The 20,894-nt window shown below is 39.4% G+C and carries 18 protein-coding genes and 1 pseudogene; 11 read left to right on the forward strand and 8 right to left on the reverse strand.

All coding sequences use genetic code 11. The features are described from left to right. Window positions 1-69: 69 nt before the first annotated feature. Entirely contained in the window at window positions 70-1,110 is a 1,041-nt protein-coding gene (locus tag FTT76_RS06235) for a hypothetical protein (protein ID WP_180007327.1), read from the reverse strand. On the opposite strand from FTT76_RS06235, the gene FTT76_RS06240 reads away from it, so the two are divergent. Further along, window positions 1,094-1,753 (forward strand): SOS response-associated peptidase family protein, encoded by a 660-nt coding sequence (locus FTT76_RS06240; RefSeq protein WP_180007386.1) that lies wholly within the window; start codon window positions 1,094-1,096, stop codon window positions 1,751-1,753. The genes FTT76_RS06235 and FTT76_RS06240 overlap by 17 nt on opposite strands. 21 nt (window positions 1,754-1,774) lie before the next feature. Here FTT76_RS06240 and FTT76_RS06245 read toward each other — a convergent pair whose 3' ends face one another. Continuing rightward, complete coding sequence (locus tag FTT76_RS06245) at window positions 1,775-2,239, reverse strand: MarR family winged helix-turn-helix transcriptional regulator (RefSeq protein WP_180003047.1); 465 nt, start codon at window positions 2,237-2,239, stop codon at window positions 1,775-1,777. A 618-nt stretch (window positions 2,240-2,857) separates the two neighbouring features. On the opposite strand from FTT76_RS06245, the gene FTT76_RS06250 reads away from it, so the two are divergent. The 3 genes from FTT76_RS06250 to FTT76_RS06260 all read left to right on the forward strand — a co-directional run bounded on the left by FTT76_RS06250 (window position 2,858) and on the right by FTT76_RS06260 (window position 6,057). Then, window positions 2,858-4,378: a transporter associated domain-containing protein gene (locus FTT76_RS06250; RefSeq protein WP_180007326.1), complete on the forward strand. Its 1,521-nt coding sequence runs from the start codon at window positions 2,858-2,860 to the stop codon at window positions 4,376-4,378. A 379-nt stretch (window positions 4,379-4,757) separates the two neighbouring features. Then, window positions 4,758-5,486, forward strand: coding sequence for a hypothetical protein (locus tag FTT76_RS06255; RefSeq protein ID WP_180007325.1), 729 nt, complete (start codon window positions 4,758-4,760; stop codon window positions 5,484-5,486). 19 nt (window positions 5,487-5,505) lie between these two features. Next, a complete protein-coding gene (locus tag FTT76_RS06260) occupies window positions 5,506-6,057 on the forward strand; it encodes a hypothetical protein (RefSeq protein WP_180007324.1) in 552 nt (183 codons plus the stop codon). Window positions 6,058-6,156: 99 nt separating this feature from the next. Here FTT76_RS06260 and thiM read toward each other — a convergent pair whose 3' ends face one another. The 3 genes from thiM to FTT76_RS06275 all read right to left on the reverse strand — a co-directional run bounded on the left by thiM (window position 6,157) and on the right by FTT76_RS06275 (window position 8,608). Beyond that, window positions 6,157-7,026, reverse strand: coding sequence for a hydroxyethylthiazole kinase (gene thiM / locus FTT76_RS06265; protein ID WP_180007323.1), 870 nt, complete (start codon window positions 7,024-7,026; stop codon window positions 6,157-6,159). Window positions 7,027-7,037: 11 nt separating this feature from the next. Further along, window positions 7,038-8,195: a hypothetical protein gene (locus FTT76_RS06270; RefSeq protein WP_180007322.1), complete on the reverse strand. Its 1,158-nt coding sequence runs from the start codon at window positions 8,193-8,195 to the stop codon at window positions 7,038-7,040. A 149-nt stretch (window positions 8,196-8,344) separates the two neighbouring features. Further along, a complete protein-coding gene (locus tag FTT76_RS06275) occupies window positions 8,345-8,608 on the reverse strand; it encodes a hypothetical protein (protein WP_078193641.1) in 264 nt (87 codons plus the stop codon). Window positions 8,609-9,103: 495 nt separating this feature from the next. Here FTT76_RS06275 and FTT76_RS06280 point away from each other — a divergent pair, with 495 nt between their 5' ends. The 6 genes and pseudogenes from FTT76_RS06280 to FTT76_RS06305 form a co-directional block, all read left to right on the forward strand. Continuing rightward, window positions 9,104-9,379, forward strand: coding sequence for a hypothetical protein (locus FTT76_RS06280; RefSeq protein ID WP_180007321.1), 276 nt, complete (start codon window positions 9,104-9,106; stop codon window positions 9,377-9,379). A 353-nt stretch (window positions 9,380-9,732) separates the two neighbouring features. Beyond that, window positions 9,733-12,342 (forward strand): aminopeptidase N, encoded by a 2,610-nt coding sequence (gene pepN, locus FTT76_RS06285; protein ID WP_180007320.1) that lies wholly within the window; start codon window positions 9,733-9,735, stop codon window positions 12,340-12,342. Between the two features lie 332 nt (window positions 12,343-12,674). Continuing rightward, complete coding sequence (locus FTT76_RS06290) at window positions 12,675-12,887, forward strand: hypothetical protein (protein WP_180007319.1); 213 nt, start codon at window positions 12,675-12,677, stop codon at window positions 12,885-12,887. A 227-nt stretch (window positions 12,888-13,114) separates the two neighbouring features. Further along, complete coding sequence (locus tag FTT76_RS06295; RefSeq protein WP_180007318.1) at window positions 13,115-13,891, forward strand: Rossmann-like and DUF2520 domain-containing protein; 777 nt, start codon at window positions 13,115-13,117, stop codon at window positions 13,889-13,891. A gap of 62 nt (window positions 13,892-13,953) precedes the next feature. After that, on the forward strand, window positions 13,954-14,637 hold the full coding sequence (locus FTT76_RS06300) for a class I SAM-dependent methyltransferase (protein WP_180007317.1): 684 nt from the start codon (window positions 13,954-13,956) through the stop codon (window positions 14,635-14,637). A 45-nt stretch (window positions 14,638-14,682) separates the two neighbouring features. Next, a pseudogene (locus FTT76_RS06305) lies at window positions 14,683-15,380 on the forward strand (GMC family oxidoreductase); the annotation flags it as partial. A gap of 103 nt (window positions 15,381-15,483) precedes the next feature. Here FTT76_RS06305 and trmB read toward each other — a convergent pair. From trmB to FTT76_RS06320, 3 genes are all read right to left on the reverse strand, one after another. Continuing rightward, complete coding sequence (gene trmB, locus FTT76_RS06310) at window positions 15,484-16,200, reverse strand: tRNA (guanosine(46)-N7)-methyltransferase TrmB (RefSeq protein WP_078188891.1); 717 nt, start codon at window positions 16,198-16,200, stop codon at window positions 15,484-15,486. 175 nt (window positions 16,201-16,375) lie between these two features. After that, window positions 16,376-18,316 (reverse strand): sensor histidine kinase, encoded by a 1,941-nt coding sequence (locus FTT76_RS06315; RefSeq protein ID WP_180007316.1) that lies wholly within the window; start codon window positions 18,314-18,316, stop codon window positions 16,376-16,378. A 289-nt stretch (window positions 18,317-18,605) separates the two neighbouring features. After that, window positions 18,606-20,048 (reverse strand): SulP family inorganic anion transporter, encoded by a 1,443-nt coding sequence (locus FTT76_RS06320; RefSeq protein WP_180007315.1) that lies wholly within the window; start codon window positions 20,046-20,048, stop codon window positions 18,606-18,608. Between the two features lie 215 nt (window positions 20,049-20,263). Between FTT76_RS06320 and FTT76_RS06325 the strand changes: the two genes are divergently transcribed. Then, complete coding sequence (locus FTT76_RS06325) at window positions 20,264-20,875, forward strand: glutathione binding-like protein (protein ID WP_078188886.1); 612 nt, start codon at window positions 20,264-20,266, stop codon at window positions 20,873-20,875. Window positions 20,876-20,894: the final 19 nt, after the last annotated feature.

Raw genomic sequence — 20,894 nt, forward strand, 5'->3', positions numbered from 1 at the left:
AAGTCTATTTTATCTTGTGCAATAGACTTCACAACAGGTTCTGTTGCGCAGGAGCAGGACCTCTCTAGTTTATTTCCATGAAATATCAGGAAGTATATAGTCCCAAAAACGACTCCAACGTGTTTTGTAATACAGAAAAGCGCCAATATCCTGACTTGAACAATTATTCTGATAGTACATTTGCTGATTCATCAACAGCATAGGCTTACGTTGCAAGGTCGTTATATACAGCTTTACCTGCACTTTATAATTGTAGATTGAATAATTAGAAGAAATAGTCTCGGTTTTCATTTTTTGGATATTGTTAATATACACATCAAACTTCAAGCCATTTTTGTAATCCGTTGCCTCATGAATTGTTCGATCTTCGATTGGAATAACCGGATTGTTATCACTAAACGCTAAATATGCATTATGTTTTTGTTTTCCTTGTTGATAATTAAACTGAATAGCTGAATTTGCAGTGGTGAAATAGGGGAGCGCATCCAGAGGATTGATCTTAAAAGTGCCTGTACAATCTGTCCTGACACGGCCTTCATCTGCGTTCACTGTAAACCAGTCAAATTGATCTTCTAATTCTGTCGTGTGGGCTTCATCTGCGTCAGGAAGAATCACGCCAAATTGATCTCGTTGTCTTTGCTGATTTTGCATCAAGCGATAACTATTTTGAGCATGTTTTGCAAAACGGATTTCAGGAAACATTTCTGGAGATGTAATTTTAAAGTCAGAGACATTGATCATTTCACCATAGGGCAGGATGACTAATGAGAATTGCTGCTCTTGGGTGTTGGGAAGATTTTTGACCGTGACCCAATGATGTGTACTGATCATTTGCTGATTGCGAAAATGCTTATATTGAATGCGGTATTTGCCTGCAGGGATCTCGATTTCATTGATCAGGCTTTGTTTAAATGGATATTCATTGAGATAGAGCGCGTCGAGACTAAAAGGTAGAAATGAAACGGTATGTACAGAAACTTTTGCTGCTTTGCAGTTGGATATAGACTTAAACTGAGAATTAAAACGATAAAGCGACTTCGGTCTAGATTTTTCATTTATTATAAAGATTGAATTTTTGCGGATTATGGCAAATATGTGTGCCAATTTCAAACCGATTACCTTAGCGCAATTAAAGTCGCAAAACTTGCCTGAAATCAGTTTTGAATATCCTGAGGAAGTCTATCCAAATTATGATTTGCCGCTGCTCTTTAAGTCTGAGCAAGGGCTAGAGTGGCGAAAAGTGGGTTTTGGCATGGTGCCTAAATGGGCCGAAGACAAATCTATTGCACTAAAAACCTATAATGCCCGAAATGAAACTTTGTATCAAAAGCCGTCTTTTATCAATGCGATCTCAAAATGTAAGTTTGGCGTAATTCCAGTGTCTGAATTTTATGAGTCTATGTATATCGACAATAAACCGCAGCGTTGGAGTGTTAAACGCAAAGATGGAGAAGCGTTTTATATCGCTGCCTTATATGACATTTGTCGGCAAGGTGATGAGATTGTACGTTCTGCAACCATGATTACGATGGATGCTATCGATCATGAAATGATGAAACACTTTCATGAGCCAGGAAATATAAAACGCTCGGTGATTGTGATTCCGCATGCGCGATTAGAGGAATGGTTAAGCTGGAAATCACCCAATATCCAAAGTTTTGTACAGGGTTTTCCCGTTGATGAATTTGAATGCGCGCATGCACCTAAAATAAAAATCGAAAAAATCAGTCCCCAACTGAACTTTTTCGATTAATACTTCGGTGATGCAGAATGCTTAGCGCGCTAAGTTTTTGAAGATGTGCTTTAAGCTTTCCATGGTTTTTTCAATTTGTAGCGGTGTTAAGCCTTCAAAAGATTGCTCGAGAACGACATTCGTTAGATCGTTAATCTTCTGCGTCATTGCAGTGCCTTTATCGGTTAACACGACGCGGGTAATACGCGCATCATCTTCACAAGAATAGGTATCTACTAAGCCTTCATCTTTTAAGCGATAAACGATCTTGGTTGTCGTCGACATTTTAGACACGACCATTTCAGATAAATCCGAAACGCTCGCATGTGGCTTAGACTTGAGTGCGAGAAGGATACGGCGACGTGAATTATCAACACCATATTTTTTCAACGCATGGTCAACGTTTAAAACGTATTGAGCATGAACCTGAGTGACCCAGTAGAAAGGAAAATTTTCTAAGCTAAAGTCATCGGTGGATGGTAAAAATTTTGAATACTTTTTTGTCATAAAGGAGTCCCCTGAATATTTGTTTTAATTTTATTTAATGTTTTAACATTCTATTGAAAAATAGAGGGTAATAGCAAGAGTTCACAATAAAAAAATAGAAAGTAGAAGATATCTCATTTTTAGATTATCTTAATAGATTATATTGATATTCTGTCCAAGCGATTAAAAAAGAATAAAAGTAATTTTTGCTATAGAGAGATAGTGTAGTGAAAATAAATAAGTTTTTAATTCAAATTGAATATTAATATATTTTACCAAAAGGTTGAAATAAATAATTCATTAGATTTGTCATACAATCTTATACAACGCATTTAATAATATTTAATTAAAAAGTTAGATGAAATCAATCTTTTTAACAGCGTTGGCATGTATCTATAAAAGTCAGTATTACGATCTAGATTTATATTTGATGTAGCCCATTCAATCGGCAACGCATTAAGCGCTTTTAACATTTTGTCATATTGTTGATGCGAAAAAATATGCTTGAATACATTACAAATGCGCAAGATTGTGCATAATGGAATGGTCTATAGTTACACAGGTTAAATTTATGGATCCGTCGCCGTGCGTTGGTCTGATTGAAGATATTCTTACAATCCAGAATGAGGAAGAGAGCTAATGGAATTTTTGTTAGATCCCGGAATCTGGGTTGGTTTACTTACATTAATTATTTTAGAAATTGTACTAGGGATTGATAACCTAGTCTTTATTGCCATTTTGGCAGAAAAACTCCCTCCAGAACAACGTGATAAAGCCCGTGTACTTGGTCTTTCACTCGCATTATTTATGCGATTAGGATTGTTATTTGCAATCTCTTGGTTGGTCACGTTAACAAAGCCCCTGATTACCGTTTTTGATTGGACATTCTCTGGTCGAGATCTCATATTATTGTTCGGTGGATTGTTCTTAGTCTATAAGGCGGTCACAGAGCTGCATGAGAAATTAGAAGGTAAACCGGAAGTTCAAGTGACAACAAAAGTGGCATATGCCAGCTTTACAGCAGTAGTTGCGCAAATTGTTGTCTTAGATGCGGTTTTCTCTTTAGACTCTGTCATTACAGCGATCGGTATGGTCGACAACATTTTTGTCATGATGGCTGCAATGATTGTGGCAATGGCAGTGATGTTACTTGCATCTAAACCGCTAACGGCTTTTGTAAACCGACATCCGACCGTCGTGATCCTATGTTTAAGCTTCTTATTGCTTATCGGTATTAGTTTGATAGCAGAAGGTTTTGGTTTCCATATTCCGAAAGGCTATATCTACTCAGGTATTGGTGTTGCGATTGTCATCGAAGCCTTTAACCAGTTTAGTCAACGCAATGCTCAAAAACACGAAGCGAAAATTCCATTACGCCATCGTACTGCAGACAGTATTTTAAAACTGATGGGTGGGCGCTTAGAAGCTGATCAAGTCGGTAATCAGGCGCAAGAAACCTTTGCAGACGAAGAGCGTTACATGATTGGGGGGGTGTTGACGCTTGCAGAGCGTTCAGTTGCGTCGATCATGACTCCCCGTAATCAAATTTCTTGGGTGGATTTAAATGACACACCTGAGCAAATTCGTGAGCAAGTCCTTTCTGTGCCGCACAGTTTATTCCCTGTGTGTCGTGGTAGCTTGGATAAAGTGATTAGTATTGTCCGCGCGAAAGAACTTATTGATGTTCTAGACAGTGAAGATGATCTAAAAGCATTGATTAAACGTCATCGTCCGATCTTTATTTTCCAAAAGATGAAGGTGATTGATGCGATTAATACCTTGCGTACCTCTAAAGGCTCTTTGGTATTGGTTACGGATGAGTTTGGTGCGGTACAAGGTCTGATTTCACCACTCGATGTGTTTGAAGCGATTGCTGGTGAATTCCCTGATGCTGATGAACAACTAGATTTGATTAAAATCGATGATGCATATTGGAAAGCTTCAGGCATGCTCGATCTGTATCAGTTAGAACTTGAATTGGAAATGCTGGATTTGATCGAAGAAGATGATGGTTATATCAGTGTTTCAGGTCTTATTTTAGATCAGACCCACGGCAATGTTGAAGTCGGGACTGTAGTTGATTTTAAAGGCATCCAATTTAAAGTTACGGCAATGGATGAAAACCGCATTAAAACGGTTGATATCTATTACCAAGCTTAATGCTTAAATTTTAAAATAACTCAAAGACAGCTTTTCGAAGCTGTCTATTTTGTATGACTAGAAAGTATAAGAAATCCTATCCAAGGGGGCTGTAATTCACGATGTTAAAACGTATTATATTTACATGATGTAACAGTCAAAAAACGCTGCATCTTTTGAGCTTTTAGAGGGCTAAAACGGTTCAAAAGTAAAAAATATTGATATGGTTGGTTTTAAAAAAGCATGAGGTTAAATAGTGATTCAATTTAACTCGGGGTTTTAATCATCATAGATGATCTATTAATAATTTTATTTCATTTTAAATATCGTTTTTGAAATATTTATAACTAGGGACTTTGAAAAAACATCAAAGTTAATCCATTAAAAAATGGGTGTTGGTATGGCGATCACTGAGAATATCATTGATTTTAGTAAACTCACGACTGAAGAAAAACATGAGTTGTTTCAACGGCTCTGGGAGTTTGATCAATGTATTTTCCCGACTTCGAAAATTGAGCAACTCTATCAATACATGCATGACCCCGATATTGTTGCATTACCAATTATTCAGTATTTTGAGCAGGATAAACTGATCGGGCAAAACATTGTGCGTATATTAAAAATTATGCATCGCAATCGGCCGATTTTTATTTTTAATTCACGAGCTGGGGTATTGGTTGATTATCGTCGGAAAAACCTGACCTTAAATTCGGCGATTAAAGTGGCGATGCAGCATCAGATTCGATTTCCAGCGATTCCGATGTGGTTTGTGGCTACATTGGCACAACCAAAGGTATATACATTATTTGCCTCGCGCTCTGTTAAGTTTTATCCAAGGCATGGTGTCCCGATGCCCACTGAGTATGCGGATGTTTTAAACAGTTATAAAATCCGTCAGCATGATGTACAGCATCGCGCTGAGGATATTTTTGTTCATCGTTGTGATTTACCGAAGGTGACGCCTGAGCAATTGGTTCGGCTACGGAAAAAATCTGATGAACATGGTCAATTTTTTATGCAGCACGTGCCAGATTATTTTGATGGCATGGGTTTAATGTGTATTTGTAAATTAAATGTTTCAACTATTTTTGAAGCAAGTATGAATCTGGCAGTTGGGCGGGCAGTTTAATGATGGACATGGATGTGTTATGCGACAAATGACGATATATCGATTATTCGGTTTCGGCGCGGCGATCTTTTTAACGGCTTGTCAGCCAGCAGAGCAAAAAGTACAGGAGCAATCGCAGAAATGTGTTGCCCCCGAAAAACTGGTCAAACAAATTTATGATCAAGAGTTGAAATTGCATGCTTTGAGTAAAGATCAACTTACTGCCTATTTTGAGCCATCGTTAGCGGAACGTATGCAAGCAGAAATTAACTGTAAGCAGTCGCAACAAGCGTGTAATGTGGATTTTGATATTTTCACGGATAGCCAAGATCCGCAGCAAGATTCGAAAAAAGGTGTTCAGCCTAAACTGAGTTTTGATGAAAATAAAAACGTCGTTCGTGCTGAGTTTAAAATTGGTGATGAAGCCAAAGTCTTAAATTATGAAATGAGTGATGGCGACTGTTCAAAAATCAAAAATATTGTTTATGCGGGGGACTATGACCTCGACATGATTTTGAGTAATCCAACAGAAACGATCGAAGATTCAGAAATGTTTGATGCCAATGCTGCAAGTGACAGTACGGCACATTAAACTTTTTGACGCGTTCTAATTATTCAAAAACAGCATGAAACCCTGAACAGCTTGAGTGCTTTACTCAAGCTGTTTTGTTTTCCTCAAGTTATCATAGCTTCATAGTGCATAAATTTGCATGTTGGCAAGTTGATTGAAATCGTCTTCATTGAGATTATAAATTTCATCTAAAAATGCAACATTAAAACTGCCGACACTTGAGCTAAGTTCATAGGCTTTTTGACCCGCAATCGCAAAGTGCAAATGCGCTGCGACTGTACCGGCAGTTAGTGTTTCACTCACGGCGCAATACGCTGCTGTTAACGCACCTAAAGCGCAGCCAGAAGCCGTTACTTTGGGTTGTAAGTAAGATCCACCATTAATTTGTATCACCGCATTCATTTCTTTCGACAAGATGAAATCTGATTCGCCTGAAATTGCCACACATTCACAGTGTTCTAATAAGGGTACGGCATTTAAATAAATCTCGGCACTATTTAGCGTGCTATCGACACCGCGTGATTCACCTTGATTCCCTGCAAGACCACTGATTTCTGATGCATTGCCACGGATTATGCTTGGCTTGTACTGGAGTAATTGGTCAACCATTTCAGATCGCCACGGCAAAACGGGGCCATAACCGACAGGGTCAAGCACCCAAGGTTTATTTAAATTTTGTGCTGTTTGTGCAGCAATTTGCATGGCCTGCATTTGTTCAGACGTTGGCGTGCCTAAATTGATATTCAAGGCACTGGCAATTGAGGCAAAGCTTTCGGCTTCAAAGGGATTGTCAATCATTGCAGGAGAAGCACCCGCAGCCAAAAGGACATTGGCGACGTAATTGCTCGCAACTGCATTGGTGATGATGTGCACCAAAGGTTGTTTGGATTGAAGTTCAATCCACGCATTAATGACGCTTTGCAAAAGCGGGCTATTTAAGTCAGTCAATTCACTGTTCATGGTCGTTTCAAAATTTTCAGATTGATTCATCGGTTTCTCCCTTAGCGGGTGAAGTAATGGTCTTGATGTTTACAATTACGGCAGAACAGGGTCACATAATCTGCGGCATCATAATCGACAGAGAGCTCTTGTGAACCACAGTACATGCAGCGCTTTGTGGAATAAAAATTTAAGCGAGGTTCGATTTTTTTCCAAGCATGGCGTATCGGTTGCACAAAGATACTTTCATCGAGTCCTAAAAAGTGAAAGAGCAAAATTTCACTCATTTTACTAAAGGGGAGTTGTGGCGGACGAGGTAGAGTAAAGGTTTCCCATCTTTCCTGTAAGCCACGTTCACGATATTGCTGTAAGGTCTTTTTTAACAGATTGGTGTTAATGAAATTTTCATTACGGACTTGCAGGGCTTTTTGTTTATGTAGGTATTCGAGTGCTGACTGAATCATATAATAAATCTGCCCAACCGCTAGATGGTCGAGTAGGCGATAACAGAACACTTGAAAGCTTTTATTCCCTGCAATTTGAATACCCCATGTCTTACAGTAAAACTGCATGAATTGCACAATTTCTTGAAAAAGTAGGAGATACAAGCATTCTTTCACTTCGTCAGCACTTTTAAACGGAACACCCAAGGCTAAATTTTCATAAAACCAATGACGGAGTTGCTGCGCTACGCTAAAAAGACTGGGCTCCGAATAGCCATCCAAACGGACATTGATATAATACTGCTCAGCTTGCAATGCATCATCTTTCACAATCAAAATTTGCTCATGTACGAGATGCTTTTTGAGCGACTGTTGAAAGAGATAATTCGGGCTGATGTTGTGATATTTAATCGTATCCCAGTCGATAAATTCTTGATGTGCCGTATGTTCTTGGACATGATTATCCAATAAAGCCAGCAAAAAGAGTTTCTGTAAAAAACTCAGTTCACTTAATTCACGCTCAACGATATCTTTATTTTTAAGTTTACGCTGTTCTTGTAAACGGGTTTCTTTGAGGAGTTTTTTTCGCGCAGCCTGACAGTTTTCACAATGACAGTTGTATTGCTGTTCTGGAAATATTTGATGATGACAGTGGCTACACTGATAAAAATTAAATTCTTGCTCATCTAATTTTTCAGCATCTACCCAATACATAGATGCACGACACAACGGGCATTGCGTACTTTCATCCATTTGTTTGCGTAGAATATTGAACATGTTTCCAGCGTTTCTTGAAAGGTTAAATTGATTATACACATCTCTGTTTAAAGACGGGGTTGCAATTTGAGTTGCGGCAGCTCAGGCGAGAAGTCGACATATAAAAAAAGCTGCATAGTGATGATGCAGCTTTTAGTCAGAATGGATTATTAATAGGCGGCTGGGCATGGGATCGATTCGTCCTCCTCTCCAAGTTGTTTGGCTTGTATTAAGGCTTGCACTTTTTTAGACGCGACTTTTTTAGTGCCTAATGCACTATATGAGTTAAGTAATGAACTGACCTCAAAGGCTTTGAGCGGAATCCCTTCGCAAGTCATAAACATTGCAATTACTTGATGGTCGATATTTGCAGCATCAAGCGCTTGCAGGGTCTTCATATTTTCAATACGGATGATGTGTTCTTTAATAAACATAATGCACCTCTTTTTGTTTTAGCCTGATGATTTTGCTTTTGGCAATTAAGTAGATGCAAAACGCATGCTCAAATGTTTTGAGTAGACATTTTAAAGCAGATAAACTTTATAATTATTTACTAAGATATTGAAAATAAATTATTAATTTAAAAGTAACAAAATAATATTGATGCGTATGGCTATGTCTAATGAATTCTCAAAATGCTTAAACTGTTGAAAAAGAAACATCTTGGTGCATCGTTTAAACAGAAGTATGCAATCAAATACAAATTAGAAGATTGATATGAATTACGTACTAAGGTGCTTTTTGGAAGGAATCACCTAAGCGATTGGATTTGAAAAGTATATTTGTATATATTGAGCTTATAATTTTTAATGATCTAGGCTTCTAGGATTGAAACCAAGCGGAATCTACTGAACTTGATACACAGCATGATTCAGCTGGATTTCTAAAGGTTTTGATCTTTTTTTATCCTTTCTTTGTATGGAATACATATGTCAGACGCACTTAAAAACAGCAATATCACCCGTATGCAATTATATAAGCAGCCACAGGGTACGGTTGGTGCGCTGATTATTGGGCATGATCAAACACTGGAAAAGACGATCGAGTTATTGGGCCTAGCGCAGCAACATCAAGTATCAAAAATTTATGTGGCGGGTGCGACGGCAGAAATTCAGCAATTCCTCAGCTCAAAAGTCACGGCATTTCAATTTTACTTTGCTGCAGACTATGACCGCGCACTCGATTTAATTTTCGAAAATCAATAATCCTCTAAGTCTTAAGCAGCAAAGTTTGAGCACAATAATTTGAACGTACAGATGGATAAAGCACCTGTACTTTCTCTTTCTAGTATATAGGTGCTTTATTTATTTTAGGTAAGTAGAAAGTTTGCACTTTGCAGTAGCTGTACTCAACTCGGGCATTTATTTTGCTTAAACATGGCGAAAATATGTGCCAGCCTTTAAATTATTCAATAAAGATGATTGAAAACAACATGCGCTGAGCCCATATATAAATCATTGTAAATGCGAAGACAGCTTATGCATCTTGTCGTATGATCAAGTCATTCACAATGTGTTCAAAAAGCTGATGAAGCAATAACTAAGGAATAGGACGAGATATGAACATTGCGGCAAATCCAGTGGTCGAAGCAGACCAAACTGTTTATTTAAAAGATTATCAAAAACCATCATTTGTCGTAGATAGTATCGATCTAGATATTCAAGTCTTTGATGTGCATACCAATGTAAATGCAAAATTGGTGATGCAGCGTCAAACGGCTGGAGATTTGGTGTTATTGGGTCGTGATTTGGAACTCAAATCAATTCGCTTAAATGGTCAAGTCTTGCCGGCAGATGCCTATGTTGTAGATGCAGAACAACTGGTGATTTCAAATGCACCTGACCAAGCTGTCATTGAAACCGAAGTCGTGATTCATCCTGAAAGCAATACTCAACTCGAAGGTTTATACCAAGCGGCAGGCGATCTATTCGTCACCCAAAACGAGCCTGAAGGCTTCCGTAAAATTACCTATTATCCTGACCGTCCTGATGTGCTATCGGTATTTACCACACGTGTCGAAGCGGATAAAAAATTCCCTGTATTACTTGCCAATGGTAATTTGATTGAAGCGGGTGAAACCGGTGAAGGTCGTCATTATACCGTTTGGCAAGATCCAACCAAAAAACCATCGTATCTATTTGCCTGTGTGATTGGTGACTTGGCTGTACTCAAAGATTCTTATGTGACGTCTGAAGGTCGTAATGTTGCTTTAGAAATCTATGCAGAAGAAAAAGACATTCCAAAATGTCATATTGCGATGGAAGCTTTAAAACATTCGATGCGTTGGGACGAAGAACATTATGGTCGTCCTTATGATTTAGACAATTATATGATCGTGGCAACCAGTGCATTTAATATGGGTGCAATGGAAAACAAAGGTTTGAATATTTTCAATACCTCTTGTGTGCTTGCTGATGAAGAATACACCACTGATGCAGCGATCATGCGCGTTCAGTCTGTGATTGCACATGAATACTTCCATAACTGGACGGGTAACCGTATTACCTGTCGTGATTGGTTCCAACTCTGCTTAAAAGAAGGTTTGACAGTATTCCGTGATCAGTCGTTCTCAGAAGATTTACAATCTGCTGCGGTACAACGGATCGATGACGTTGCTGTGTTAAAAGCTCATCAGTTCCCAGAAGATTCAGGCCCGCTTTCACATCCACCGCGTCCAGATCATTTTGTTGAAATTAATAACTTTTATACCGCAACTGTGTATGAAAAAGGTGCGGAAATTAACCGCATGATGGCGACACTCTTGGGCAAAGAAAAATTCCGTGCAGGTACTGACGAATATTTCAAACGCCACGATGGTCAAGCTGTGACTGTTGAAGATTGGGTAGCAGCTCTGACAGCGGGTTCTGGTGTAGATTTGTCGAGTTTCTTGATTTGGTATAACCAACCGGGTACACCAAAACTTGAAGCAAAAGGTGAGTACGATGCTGCAAACCAAACCTATACTTTAAGCTTCAAACAAAGCTTAAAAGCTCATCCGAAATATCCAAATTTAAAAGCTGTGCCTATTCCTGTGGCTTTGGCATTGTTTGATGCGACGAGTGGTGAACAGTTAGTTCTCAGCTCAGATGCATTGGTTGAAAATGGCATCAAAGATGGCGTGTATTTATTTGATACCGATACTGCAACCATTACATTTAGCGGTGTAAAAACTCAGCCTGTTGTTTCTTTACTACGTTACTTCTCTGCACCTGTTAATCTTGAATTTAACTATTCAGATGAAGAGCTTGCATTCCTTCTACAGTATGAAACCAATGGCTTTAACCAATGGCAGGCGGCGCAGAGCCTGGTCGAAAACATTCTGCTGAAAGATCATGATGCGCAAATTTATTTAGATGCGATCAGTTCGCCTAAGCTGCTGCCTCAATTGGTCTGCAAAGATCCGTTATTGGCTTCACGCTTGCTGGATGTTCCGGCTGAGGGCTATTTGGGCAGCCGTATTGATGAGAACTACAATCCAGCCATGATCCAAGAAAAGCGCAATGCTTTACTTACCGCTGTTGCATTGTCATTTACCGGTTTCTGGAAAAATATTTATCAAACATTAGAAGCGCCTGCAGAGTTCAGTCAGGCAATGGGTGTGCGCGCGCTGAAAAATATCGCTTTGAATATGATGGCGCGTCAGGGGGATAAGTCAGTATTTGATTTAGCCTTTGAACAGTTTAAAACCACGCAAAATATGTCTGAACGCCTTGGTGCTTTAAAAGTATTGGTTTGGAATGATGCACCACAAGCACAGCAAGCTTTAGAAACCTTCTATACACGCTTTAAAAATGAAGCTTTGTCGATGGACCAATGGTTTATGTTGCAAGCGGCTCATCCGAAAGCAACTGCGGAAACCATCAAAGCACTTACTGCTCATCCTGACTATGACTTGAAAGTACCGAACCGTATTCGTGCGGTTACAGGCGGTTTAAATAGCAATCCTGTTAATACATGGAGCTTTGGTGTGCAGCACATTGTTGAATTGGCAAAATTCCTCGATGAGAAGAATCCAATTGTCGGTTCACGGTTACTGCAAATTTTGTCCCGTTGGTACACTTTGGCAGAACCGCAGCGTAGTGAAGTCAAAACGAAACTTGAAGCGCTTAAACCTGTTGTGAAATCGAAGAATGTGTCAGAAACCTTAAACAGCATGTTAAGTGTTTAATCGTTCAACCTCTTTGTACGATTGATTTGAGTTAAATCAGTCGTACTGAAATGAGCCTGTTGCCATGGCTATGGCAGCAGGCTTTTTTATATCCAGTCTTTTTATCCAATCTTTAGCTAGGATTGAAAATCAATCATGTTTAGATGACTGAAACTGAATGATTTTCTCTAATTATTCATTTAAATTACATAATATTTGCAATACAAATCACATAATGGCGTTACAATGGTGTGGGTTTATCGTATTTCTAACTATATGCGATAAGGCATCCAAGTTTATGAATGTTTAGATATTTTTATCTATTTCATTATGCAAGATTTTTGAGGCGAGTCATGTTAGTTAAGGTTGATGAAGGTTTTTATTTAAACTCACATCATATTATTGCAATTCGGATTAATAGAGATTTGCTTGATACCTTTGTTGTGTCGGTAGAATACACACCTAACAGTGTGCAAAACACAGGTGTATTTGAAAAGAAATTCAATGCGCGCAGAGATGCAGAACACTATCTACAGACACTGAATCAGATCATTGGTAAGTCTTAAAAACGAAAGTGCATATCGTGGATATTGTCTAGATTGAAAGCGATATGATATGAATTACACTCAGATTGATATCTAGCAAAAGGGGTGGAGCGCATCCCTTTTTTTGTGCTTATCTGAGCGAAATTGATGGGAAGTATTGAAAATAAATCATTCTATCGATACGACTCGATTTGCACGTCGGATATTTTCCTGACATGCTGTAGCCATCCAAAATGAGTTAGAACTATATGCGAGTCAGTATTGTGGGTGCAGGTCGTGTTGCACATCATTTGCTCAATGTGCTTCATCCACAACATCACATTGTGCAAGTTTATGCGCGAAATCTTGATAATGCAGAAAAACTTGCAGCCAGAGTAGGTGCAGAAGCCACTCATACCCCAACTGAGTTGAATGCTGAGATTGATCTTTTGATCATTGCGGTGAGCGACCAGTCGATTGCAACCATTATTCAGCAAGTTACAGCCTATGTGCCACAGGTTTTGATTGTGCATACGTCTGGTAGCACCAATATCACGGTACTGACCCAACAGCATTCGCGAGCAGGTGTGTTTTATCCTTTACAAACCTTTAGTTTAGACCGAGATGTGGACTGGACGTCGACACCGATCTTTGTAGAAGCGGCGGATTCTACAGATTTGAGGACACTTACAGATTTAGCAAACAGCATGAGTCAAAGGGTTTATCAATATGATTCGGCACAACGTTTAAGTCTGCATCTTGCTGCGGTGTTCGCATGTAATTTTAGTAATTATTGTTATGACATGGCAAAGCAGGTTGTCGATGCAAAATACGTCGATTTTAGCTTGCTTTATCCATTGATTTTAGAGACAGCGAAGAAAGCCACTCAGGCTGAACCACGGAACATGCAAACAGGCCCTGCAATGCGTGGAGATCAAAATATCATGCAGATGCATGCCAATATGCTTGAGCAAGCTGATCAAGTCGACCTGAAAGCGGTCTATGAAATGTTGAGTCAGCAGATTTTTGAACTTCATCAGAAATAAATAATCCATATAGAACAATGAATATTTATTAGCTTAGACATACATGTCAAACAGGATGTTACATGGCAAAAGATTTTAATAGTCCGCAAGTGGTCGAAAGTTATGATGCACATATACGAAAATTAATTCCCGGCTATGAACTTGTCCATCAACAGATTCAGGCGGTGTTGAATTGCCATGTCGCTGAAGATGCCCATGTACTGATCATTGGATGTGGGACGGGCTATGAATTGGGCTATCTCATGGCCTTGAATCCAACATGGTCATTTACCGTTACAGAATTGTCTGAAAATATGCTGAATCAAACACGGCAACGCGTTGAAGCCGCTGGACAGTTGCATCGCGTCAATTTTGTTTTGGGCAGTCATACTGCTTTTGAGGAAGTAAGTTGTTTTGATGCGGTGCTGAGTATCTTGGTGACGCATTTCATTGCGTTGTCAGAGAAAACGAATTTTTTAGCAAAAGCATTTGAGCTGCTTAAACCGCAGGGCATTTTTTTAAGTTTTGACTTGATGCAAACTCATTCGAATTTTGAGCAGCGTGTCCTGCCTGAATTTTGCCAAATGCAAGGTTTATCTGCTGCGCAAGCGACAAAAATGATGCAGCGTTTAGAAGATGATTTTGAACTGATTAGCCAGCAGCACTATCAAAGCTTACTGACGGAAATAGGCTTTGATCAAATTTATTGTTTCAGTCAAATCTTTAGCTATGCGGCTTACAGTGCTTTTAAAACGTCTATGGATTAAAAGAATAAAGACCAAGTTTTGAGTGTATTAAATCCATCGATCATTGAATACCAAGGTACATTTGGCGTGTCTTTACCCGGCTCAATTGATATGTTCAAGCAGATCAGTCGCTATCGTAAGGAACGACGAGGCATGATTGCTTCAAATTTTGCAGAATGTGGTGGTTTTCTAAAGTCTTCGCCCGATTTGGCAATACCAAATTTGCAATTACACTTTGTCGTGGCGTTAGTAGATGACCATGCACGGAAATTTCATACAAGACATGGTTTATCTGTCATGTGTGTCTGCTCAATCCAAGAAGTCGCGGCACGATCAAACTAAGTGGTTCCAGTGTCAATGATCCATTATTGATTGATCCAAACTTTTTAGGGGATGAACAGGATTTAGAAGATTTGGTACAAGGCTTTAAGTTGACGCAGCAGTTAATGATGTCGCCGTCTTTATCGAGTCATTATCAGTAAGATTTATTTACCTCACTGGTCAAAACGGATGATATACGTGCAATCTTACGTCAGCGTGTGGATACGGTTTATCACCCTGTCGGTAGTTGTAAGATGGGCGTAGATGAGATGTCTGTGGTTGACCTTGAATTGAAAGTCTACGGCATTCAAAACCTTCGTGTCGTCGATGCATCTATCATGCCTTCTGTGGTAAATGGCAATACCAATGCACCGACAGTGATGATTGCTGAAAAAGCCGTGGATATGATTCGACAAAGTCAGCTCCAAGCGCAAGTAGCTTAGTGGTTATTCATTTTATATGATTTGATACAACACAGATAAATCTTAGATCAAAAACAGCAATAAAAAACCACCGCTAACGGTGGTTTTTTGCTTTATTCCAAAGTTAGTTTACTTTTTTGAAGATGAAGTCATTAATTTTATGGCCTGCTTCAATTCCGCGACGTTCAAACTTAGTTTGCGGACGCCAGTCTGGACGAGGGTAGCTATTGCCTTTACCTGCAAGGTTTTCAAGACGTGGACGTTCTTCAAGAACTTCGATCATCCATTCAGCATACGGTTCCCAGTCAGTCGCTGAGTGGAATGTGCCGCCGATTTCTAATTTTTCTTCAACCAATGGCATACGGTCATGAGATACAAAACGACGTTTGAAATGACGTTTCTTCTGCCATGGATCTGGGAAGTATAATTGCACAGTGTTAATACTGTTGTCTGGCATTTCACGTAGCACTTGGATGGCATCAGCATCCAATACTCGAAGGTTAGTTAACCCTGCAAGACCTGCTTCATACACACATTGAGCGATACCCGGAACATGTACTTCAATGCCGACAAAGTTACGTTCTGGGTTTGCTTTTGCCATCAGTACCAAAGAGCGACCCATACCAAAACCGATCTCAACAGTTAATGGACGTTCAGGGTGTTCAAAATGCTGACGCAAATCCCCAACAGGATATTCCAAAATTAGATGACCATATTGTTCCAGCGCAGTACGTTGCGAAGTATTAAGTGGCGCAGAGCGGCGCATAAACGTCACGATTTCACGGTGTTCGTTTAGGTTATCCAGATCTACAGCGTGCTGGTCTAATTGATCGTTCGACATAACTTTGGCAAATGTAAAAAATTCGAATGCGGTATTTTAAGTCCTGAGTTGCACAAGTCAAATTTTTTACCGTGAATATATCCGCTTTTTGCTCAATCTCACCGACGGAAGCCGTGCTGAGCATTTGCCATGTACAGTGAATTACTTAGCTCAAAAGTCATGAATTAACATTAATCTAGGCTGTTTTTTCATCAAGATCTTCACTGTCAGCACCATCAGGTTTAAATGGCAAAATGGCCTCAATAACGGTACAACCCGGCTGTGACTGTATTTTAAATTCACCACCGATACGATGGATTCGTGTTTGCATACTATGTAGGCCGACATGTAGGCCTTGCTCAACTTCGTCAGGGTTGAAGCCGATACCGTTATCTTCAATACGTAATATCAGTTGAGTCTCTGTTTCGCACAAACTGACCTGAACTTTGCTTGCCTGACTATGCTTTAGAATATTGGTCAGGGTTTCTTCTGCGACACGAGTCAAATTGAGACATTGGGTCGCAGAGGGTGAGTGAATCCATTCGGTAGCAAATTTCCAGCTTGAGCTCATGTCTAATTCTTCAAAGAGCTGTACAAAGCGATGGCGAATCGGCGCCGCCCATTCGATCGGGGTGTCTGGAACTTTCGTCCCTATACTTGAACCCGAATCGATGACTTGTCTTAAATCATTACGGAACAGTTTAAGCATCGACATGATTTGTGGTTTTTCAATTTTGTCATTTTGTTCTAACAGTAAAATTGAACGGACAATTGATCCGCCTAAACCATCATGTAAGTCATGAGATAAATGAATTCGTTCTTGAAGTCGTGCATTTTCAAGCGCGAGTTGATGTTGTTGACCAAGTGAGGTAGCGAGTTTCAGTTCAGCTCGTTGTACATTTTCAGTTAAGGTCTTATTAAAACGCTCAATTTGACGGGTGTGTCGAGCTAAACGCAAAGCCAGTACGCCGCCCAAAACGAGGGTGGTTAGTGGGCCAGTATATGGTGAGAGCGCATGGCCTTCCATGGTCATCATAAAGTGCGCATCATGTACCGCAATTGGTAAATAAATCAAATACAGCGTTGCAAGCAAATAGGTTTCAGCCATTTTGGCTTTATACGCCAAGTAGGGGTAGCTAATACATTTGGCCACAAAGACCAAAACAAAGAAGCTAAAACAAATTTGGATGACGGTCTTTAAATAAGCCTCTGGTGCAAAACCGATACAGAGTGCTGCGATAGTGGCAAGGCTTAATAACAGCTTTTGAATTTTCGGGAAAGGATGGTTTGCAAAATACCACGCACCAATACAGCCAAAAACCGTATAAAAACAGAAAATGATATTTTGTAGGCGGTCGACCTGTACGGTGGTTAGAAATGAAATTGGTCCATTAAAAATAATACACAGGCTATAAAATACCCAAGCCATGCCTGTGATGGTTAACCATAAGTAAGCTCTTTCATTACGATTGGCGAGCCATGCTAAAAAAAAGAACACAGCCACGACGAAATTAATCATCGTATTGAGTTCGACTAATTGTCGTTGTTCGAGTAACCAAATTTTAAAGGTGTCATAGACTTGCGGGTATTCCCCAATTTGAACTGAACTGAGTCCTGATTTTTGGGTCACCGAACCATACACTTGCACCCAAATGGTATTTACACCTTGCTTTAAACTTGAGCTAGGCAAGTTCAATAGTCTAGGTTGATGTTGGCTTCGCGAAAAATGTTCTGCTGAAATATAATCTTGCCAAAGTAGGGCATCGTTTATATAAACCCGTCCACTTTGGGTGATGCCTTGTATAGCGATAGCAATGGGTTGATTTAACTGATGGAGGTCACAGTTCAACTTAAATTGGATTTTGTACCAAGCGATACCATGATAATCCGGCCAACGTTTATTCCAAGTGTCTGGAAGCTTTTGCAGATTTTGCCAACCTGTACGTGGGCGCTCTTGCTCGACAGCGCTTTTAGCTGTGGCAATATGGGTAATTTCAACAGGACAATGACTGCTTGAGATCTGTGGGGTGGCATTGGCAAAACTGGGTATAGCGATACAACATAGCAGGCAAAATAGACTCGCTAAGACCAGCAGCCGATTTGCTTGAATGCAGTGTCGTGACCAAAACCAAACCATCAAAATTCCCCCAATTTTGTGTATCCACAATTTAAAAAAATATATAGAAAGTCACATCAAATCTTTGTTTTATTTTTAATAGTTATAATTTTATGAGATGAATTATACAGTTAAATCGAATGAATGGTGAATTTTTCTCTTTTTTATAGGCTTAGTATTATATGTAATGTCATTACACATCAGAGCTTCGATCTTTGAAACCCTTTGCTATATACATCCTGCATAGGGTTTCAATAGGTCACACTTTATTGAAAATTGATTTGATTCAAAGTGAATATTCAAAAATCCATTAGTCACTGACACGGTCAAGTAAAGTGCTACTTGCTTCATTTAAGCCAAAGACCTCTACTTGAATGTGTTTTGACTCAAATTTTTGCACGACATTTTTTAAAATATTGACTGAGGTAATATCCCAAATATGGGCATGACTCAGATCAATTCGCACATGACTAACCCTCTCCTGAAAATCAAAAAATTGATAAAAACTCTCAGAGCTACTAAAGAAAATTTGTCCATAGACCGTGTAACTACGGACGTTGTCTTTAAGTTCTGATATGACTTTTACCGAACTTTCTAATTGATTGATAATAAACAACGCAGAGAGGAGCACACCAACCAATACGCCAAGCGCCAAGTTATGTGTTGCAAGCACCACGATCACCACAGTAATCATCACGACATTAAAAGACATTGGATGCTTTGAAAATTGCTTGACTGAATTCCATTGGAAAGTGGTAAACGACACCATGACCATAATCGCGACTAAGGCAGCCATTGGGACATAAGCCAGCCAGTCTTTTAAGAACACCACCAAACACAACAAAAATATACCTGCAACCAAAGTGGAGAGGCGAGTTCGCGCACCTGAGCTGACATTAATAATCGACTGCCCAATCATGGCGCAACCTGCCATGCCGCCCATAAAGCCACTGACAATATTAGCAATCCCTTGACCACAACATTCCTGATGACGATCACCTTCAGTTCCAGTGACTTCATTGATCACTGTCGTGGTCATCATGGTTTCTAATAGGCCAACTGTTGCTAGGGTGATGGAATAAGGGAAAATAATCGTGAAGGTTTCAAGATTGAAAGGAATTTCAGGAATCAAGAAAATAGGTAGAGTCTCTGGAAACTTACCCAAATCACTCACAGTACGCAGGTCTGCACCTAGAAATAATGCCAAGCCACTGAGGACAATAATGCAAATCAGCGGTGATGGAATAGCTTTGCCAATTTTAGGTAGATATGGAAACAGATAAATAATCGCAAGCCCTAAAAGCATAAACACATAGCCCCAACTATCCATCTTTGACATTTCAGGTAGCTGTGCGACAAAAATTAAAATCGCGAGAGCATTTAAAAAACCATACACCACTGACTGCGAGACGAAGCGCATAAGTTTTGCGACTTTAAAATAGCCAGCAATGATTTGAATCACACCAGTTAAAACCGTGGCAGCCAAAAGGTATTGCAAACCATGATCTTTGACCAATGTGATCATAAGTAAGGCCATCGCACCCGTAGCAGCAGAAATCATTGCTGTACGACCACCAAAAAAGGCAATGGTGACGGCAATACAAAACGAAGCGTACAAACCAACCTGAGGGTCAACCCCAGCAATAGCTGAAAAGGCGATCGATTCTGGAATTAGCGCCAGTCCAACCACCAAGCCTGCGAGCACATCGGTACGAATATTGGAAAACCATTGTTCTTTTTTAAGTTGTAACACGGTAACTTTTCATCAAATCTTAAACGCGGCTATGTTAAAACAACTGAGTATAAAAATGCATAACAGATTGACTTGAAATCTTCTTAATTATGGACAATAGTCAATGAGTATATGTGTTTCAGCATTTACGCTTTTTTGCAATTTACAGGTTTGATCACTTGAAAGTTTGACAGAAGAGATTTAAAACATTGAATAGTACATAACAAGGATCAGATATGAAGCTTTATTATTCTCCAGGTGCATGTTCATTAGCATCACATATAATTTTAAATGAAATTAATGTCGATTTTGATTTGGTCCGTGTTGACCTAAAAAACCATAAAACAGAAAAAGGGGTGGATTATTACGAGATCAACCCAAAAGGTTATGTACCTGCATTAGAAATTAACCCAGGTTTGATCCTGACCGAGAACGTGGCAATTTTACCGTTTCTTGCACAGCATGATCCAAAACAAGATTTAATTCCGCCATCAGGTTTAGGTCGTGCCAAAGTTTTAGAATGGCTTGGCTATTTGAACTCAGAATTACATGATGCTTATGCCGTATTCTTTGGTGCTCCACTAGATGCAGACGCTAAAGAAAAAGCTTATGCAGAAATTGATCGTTTATTGACATACATCGATAAAGCGATTGGTGAATCGGATAACGACTATTTGGTCGATGATAACTTTGGCCCAGCAGATGCTTATCTCTTTGTACTGACAAATTGGTCAAATGGCATCGGTCATGATTTAACGCCATATAAAAATATCATTGCTTTACGCAACAAAGTTGCAGAGCGTCAATCAGTTCAAATTGCGATGCGTGATGAAGGTTTAATTCCTTAAGTTAAGTTTTGAAATTGAA

It is taken from the genome of Acinetobacter sp. YH01009, from assembly GCF_013420765.1.
GTDB classification, from domain to species: Bacteria; Pseudomonadota; Gammaproteobacteria; order Pseudomonadales; family Moraxellaceae; genus Acinetobacter; species Acinetobacter amyesii.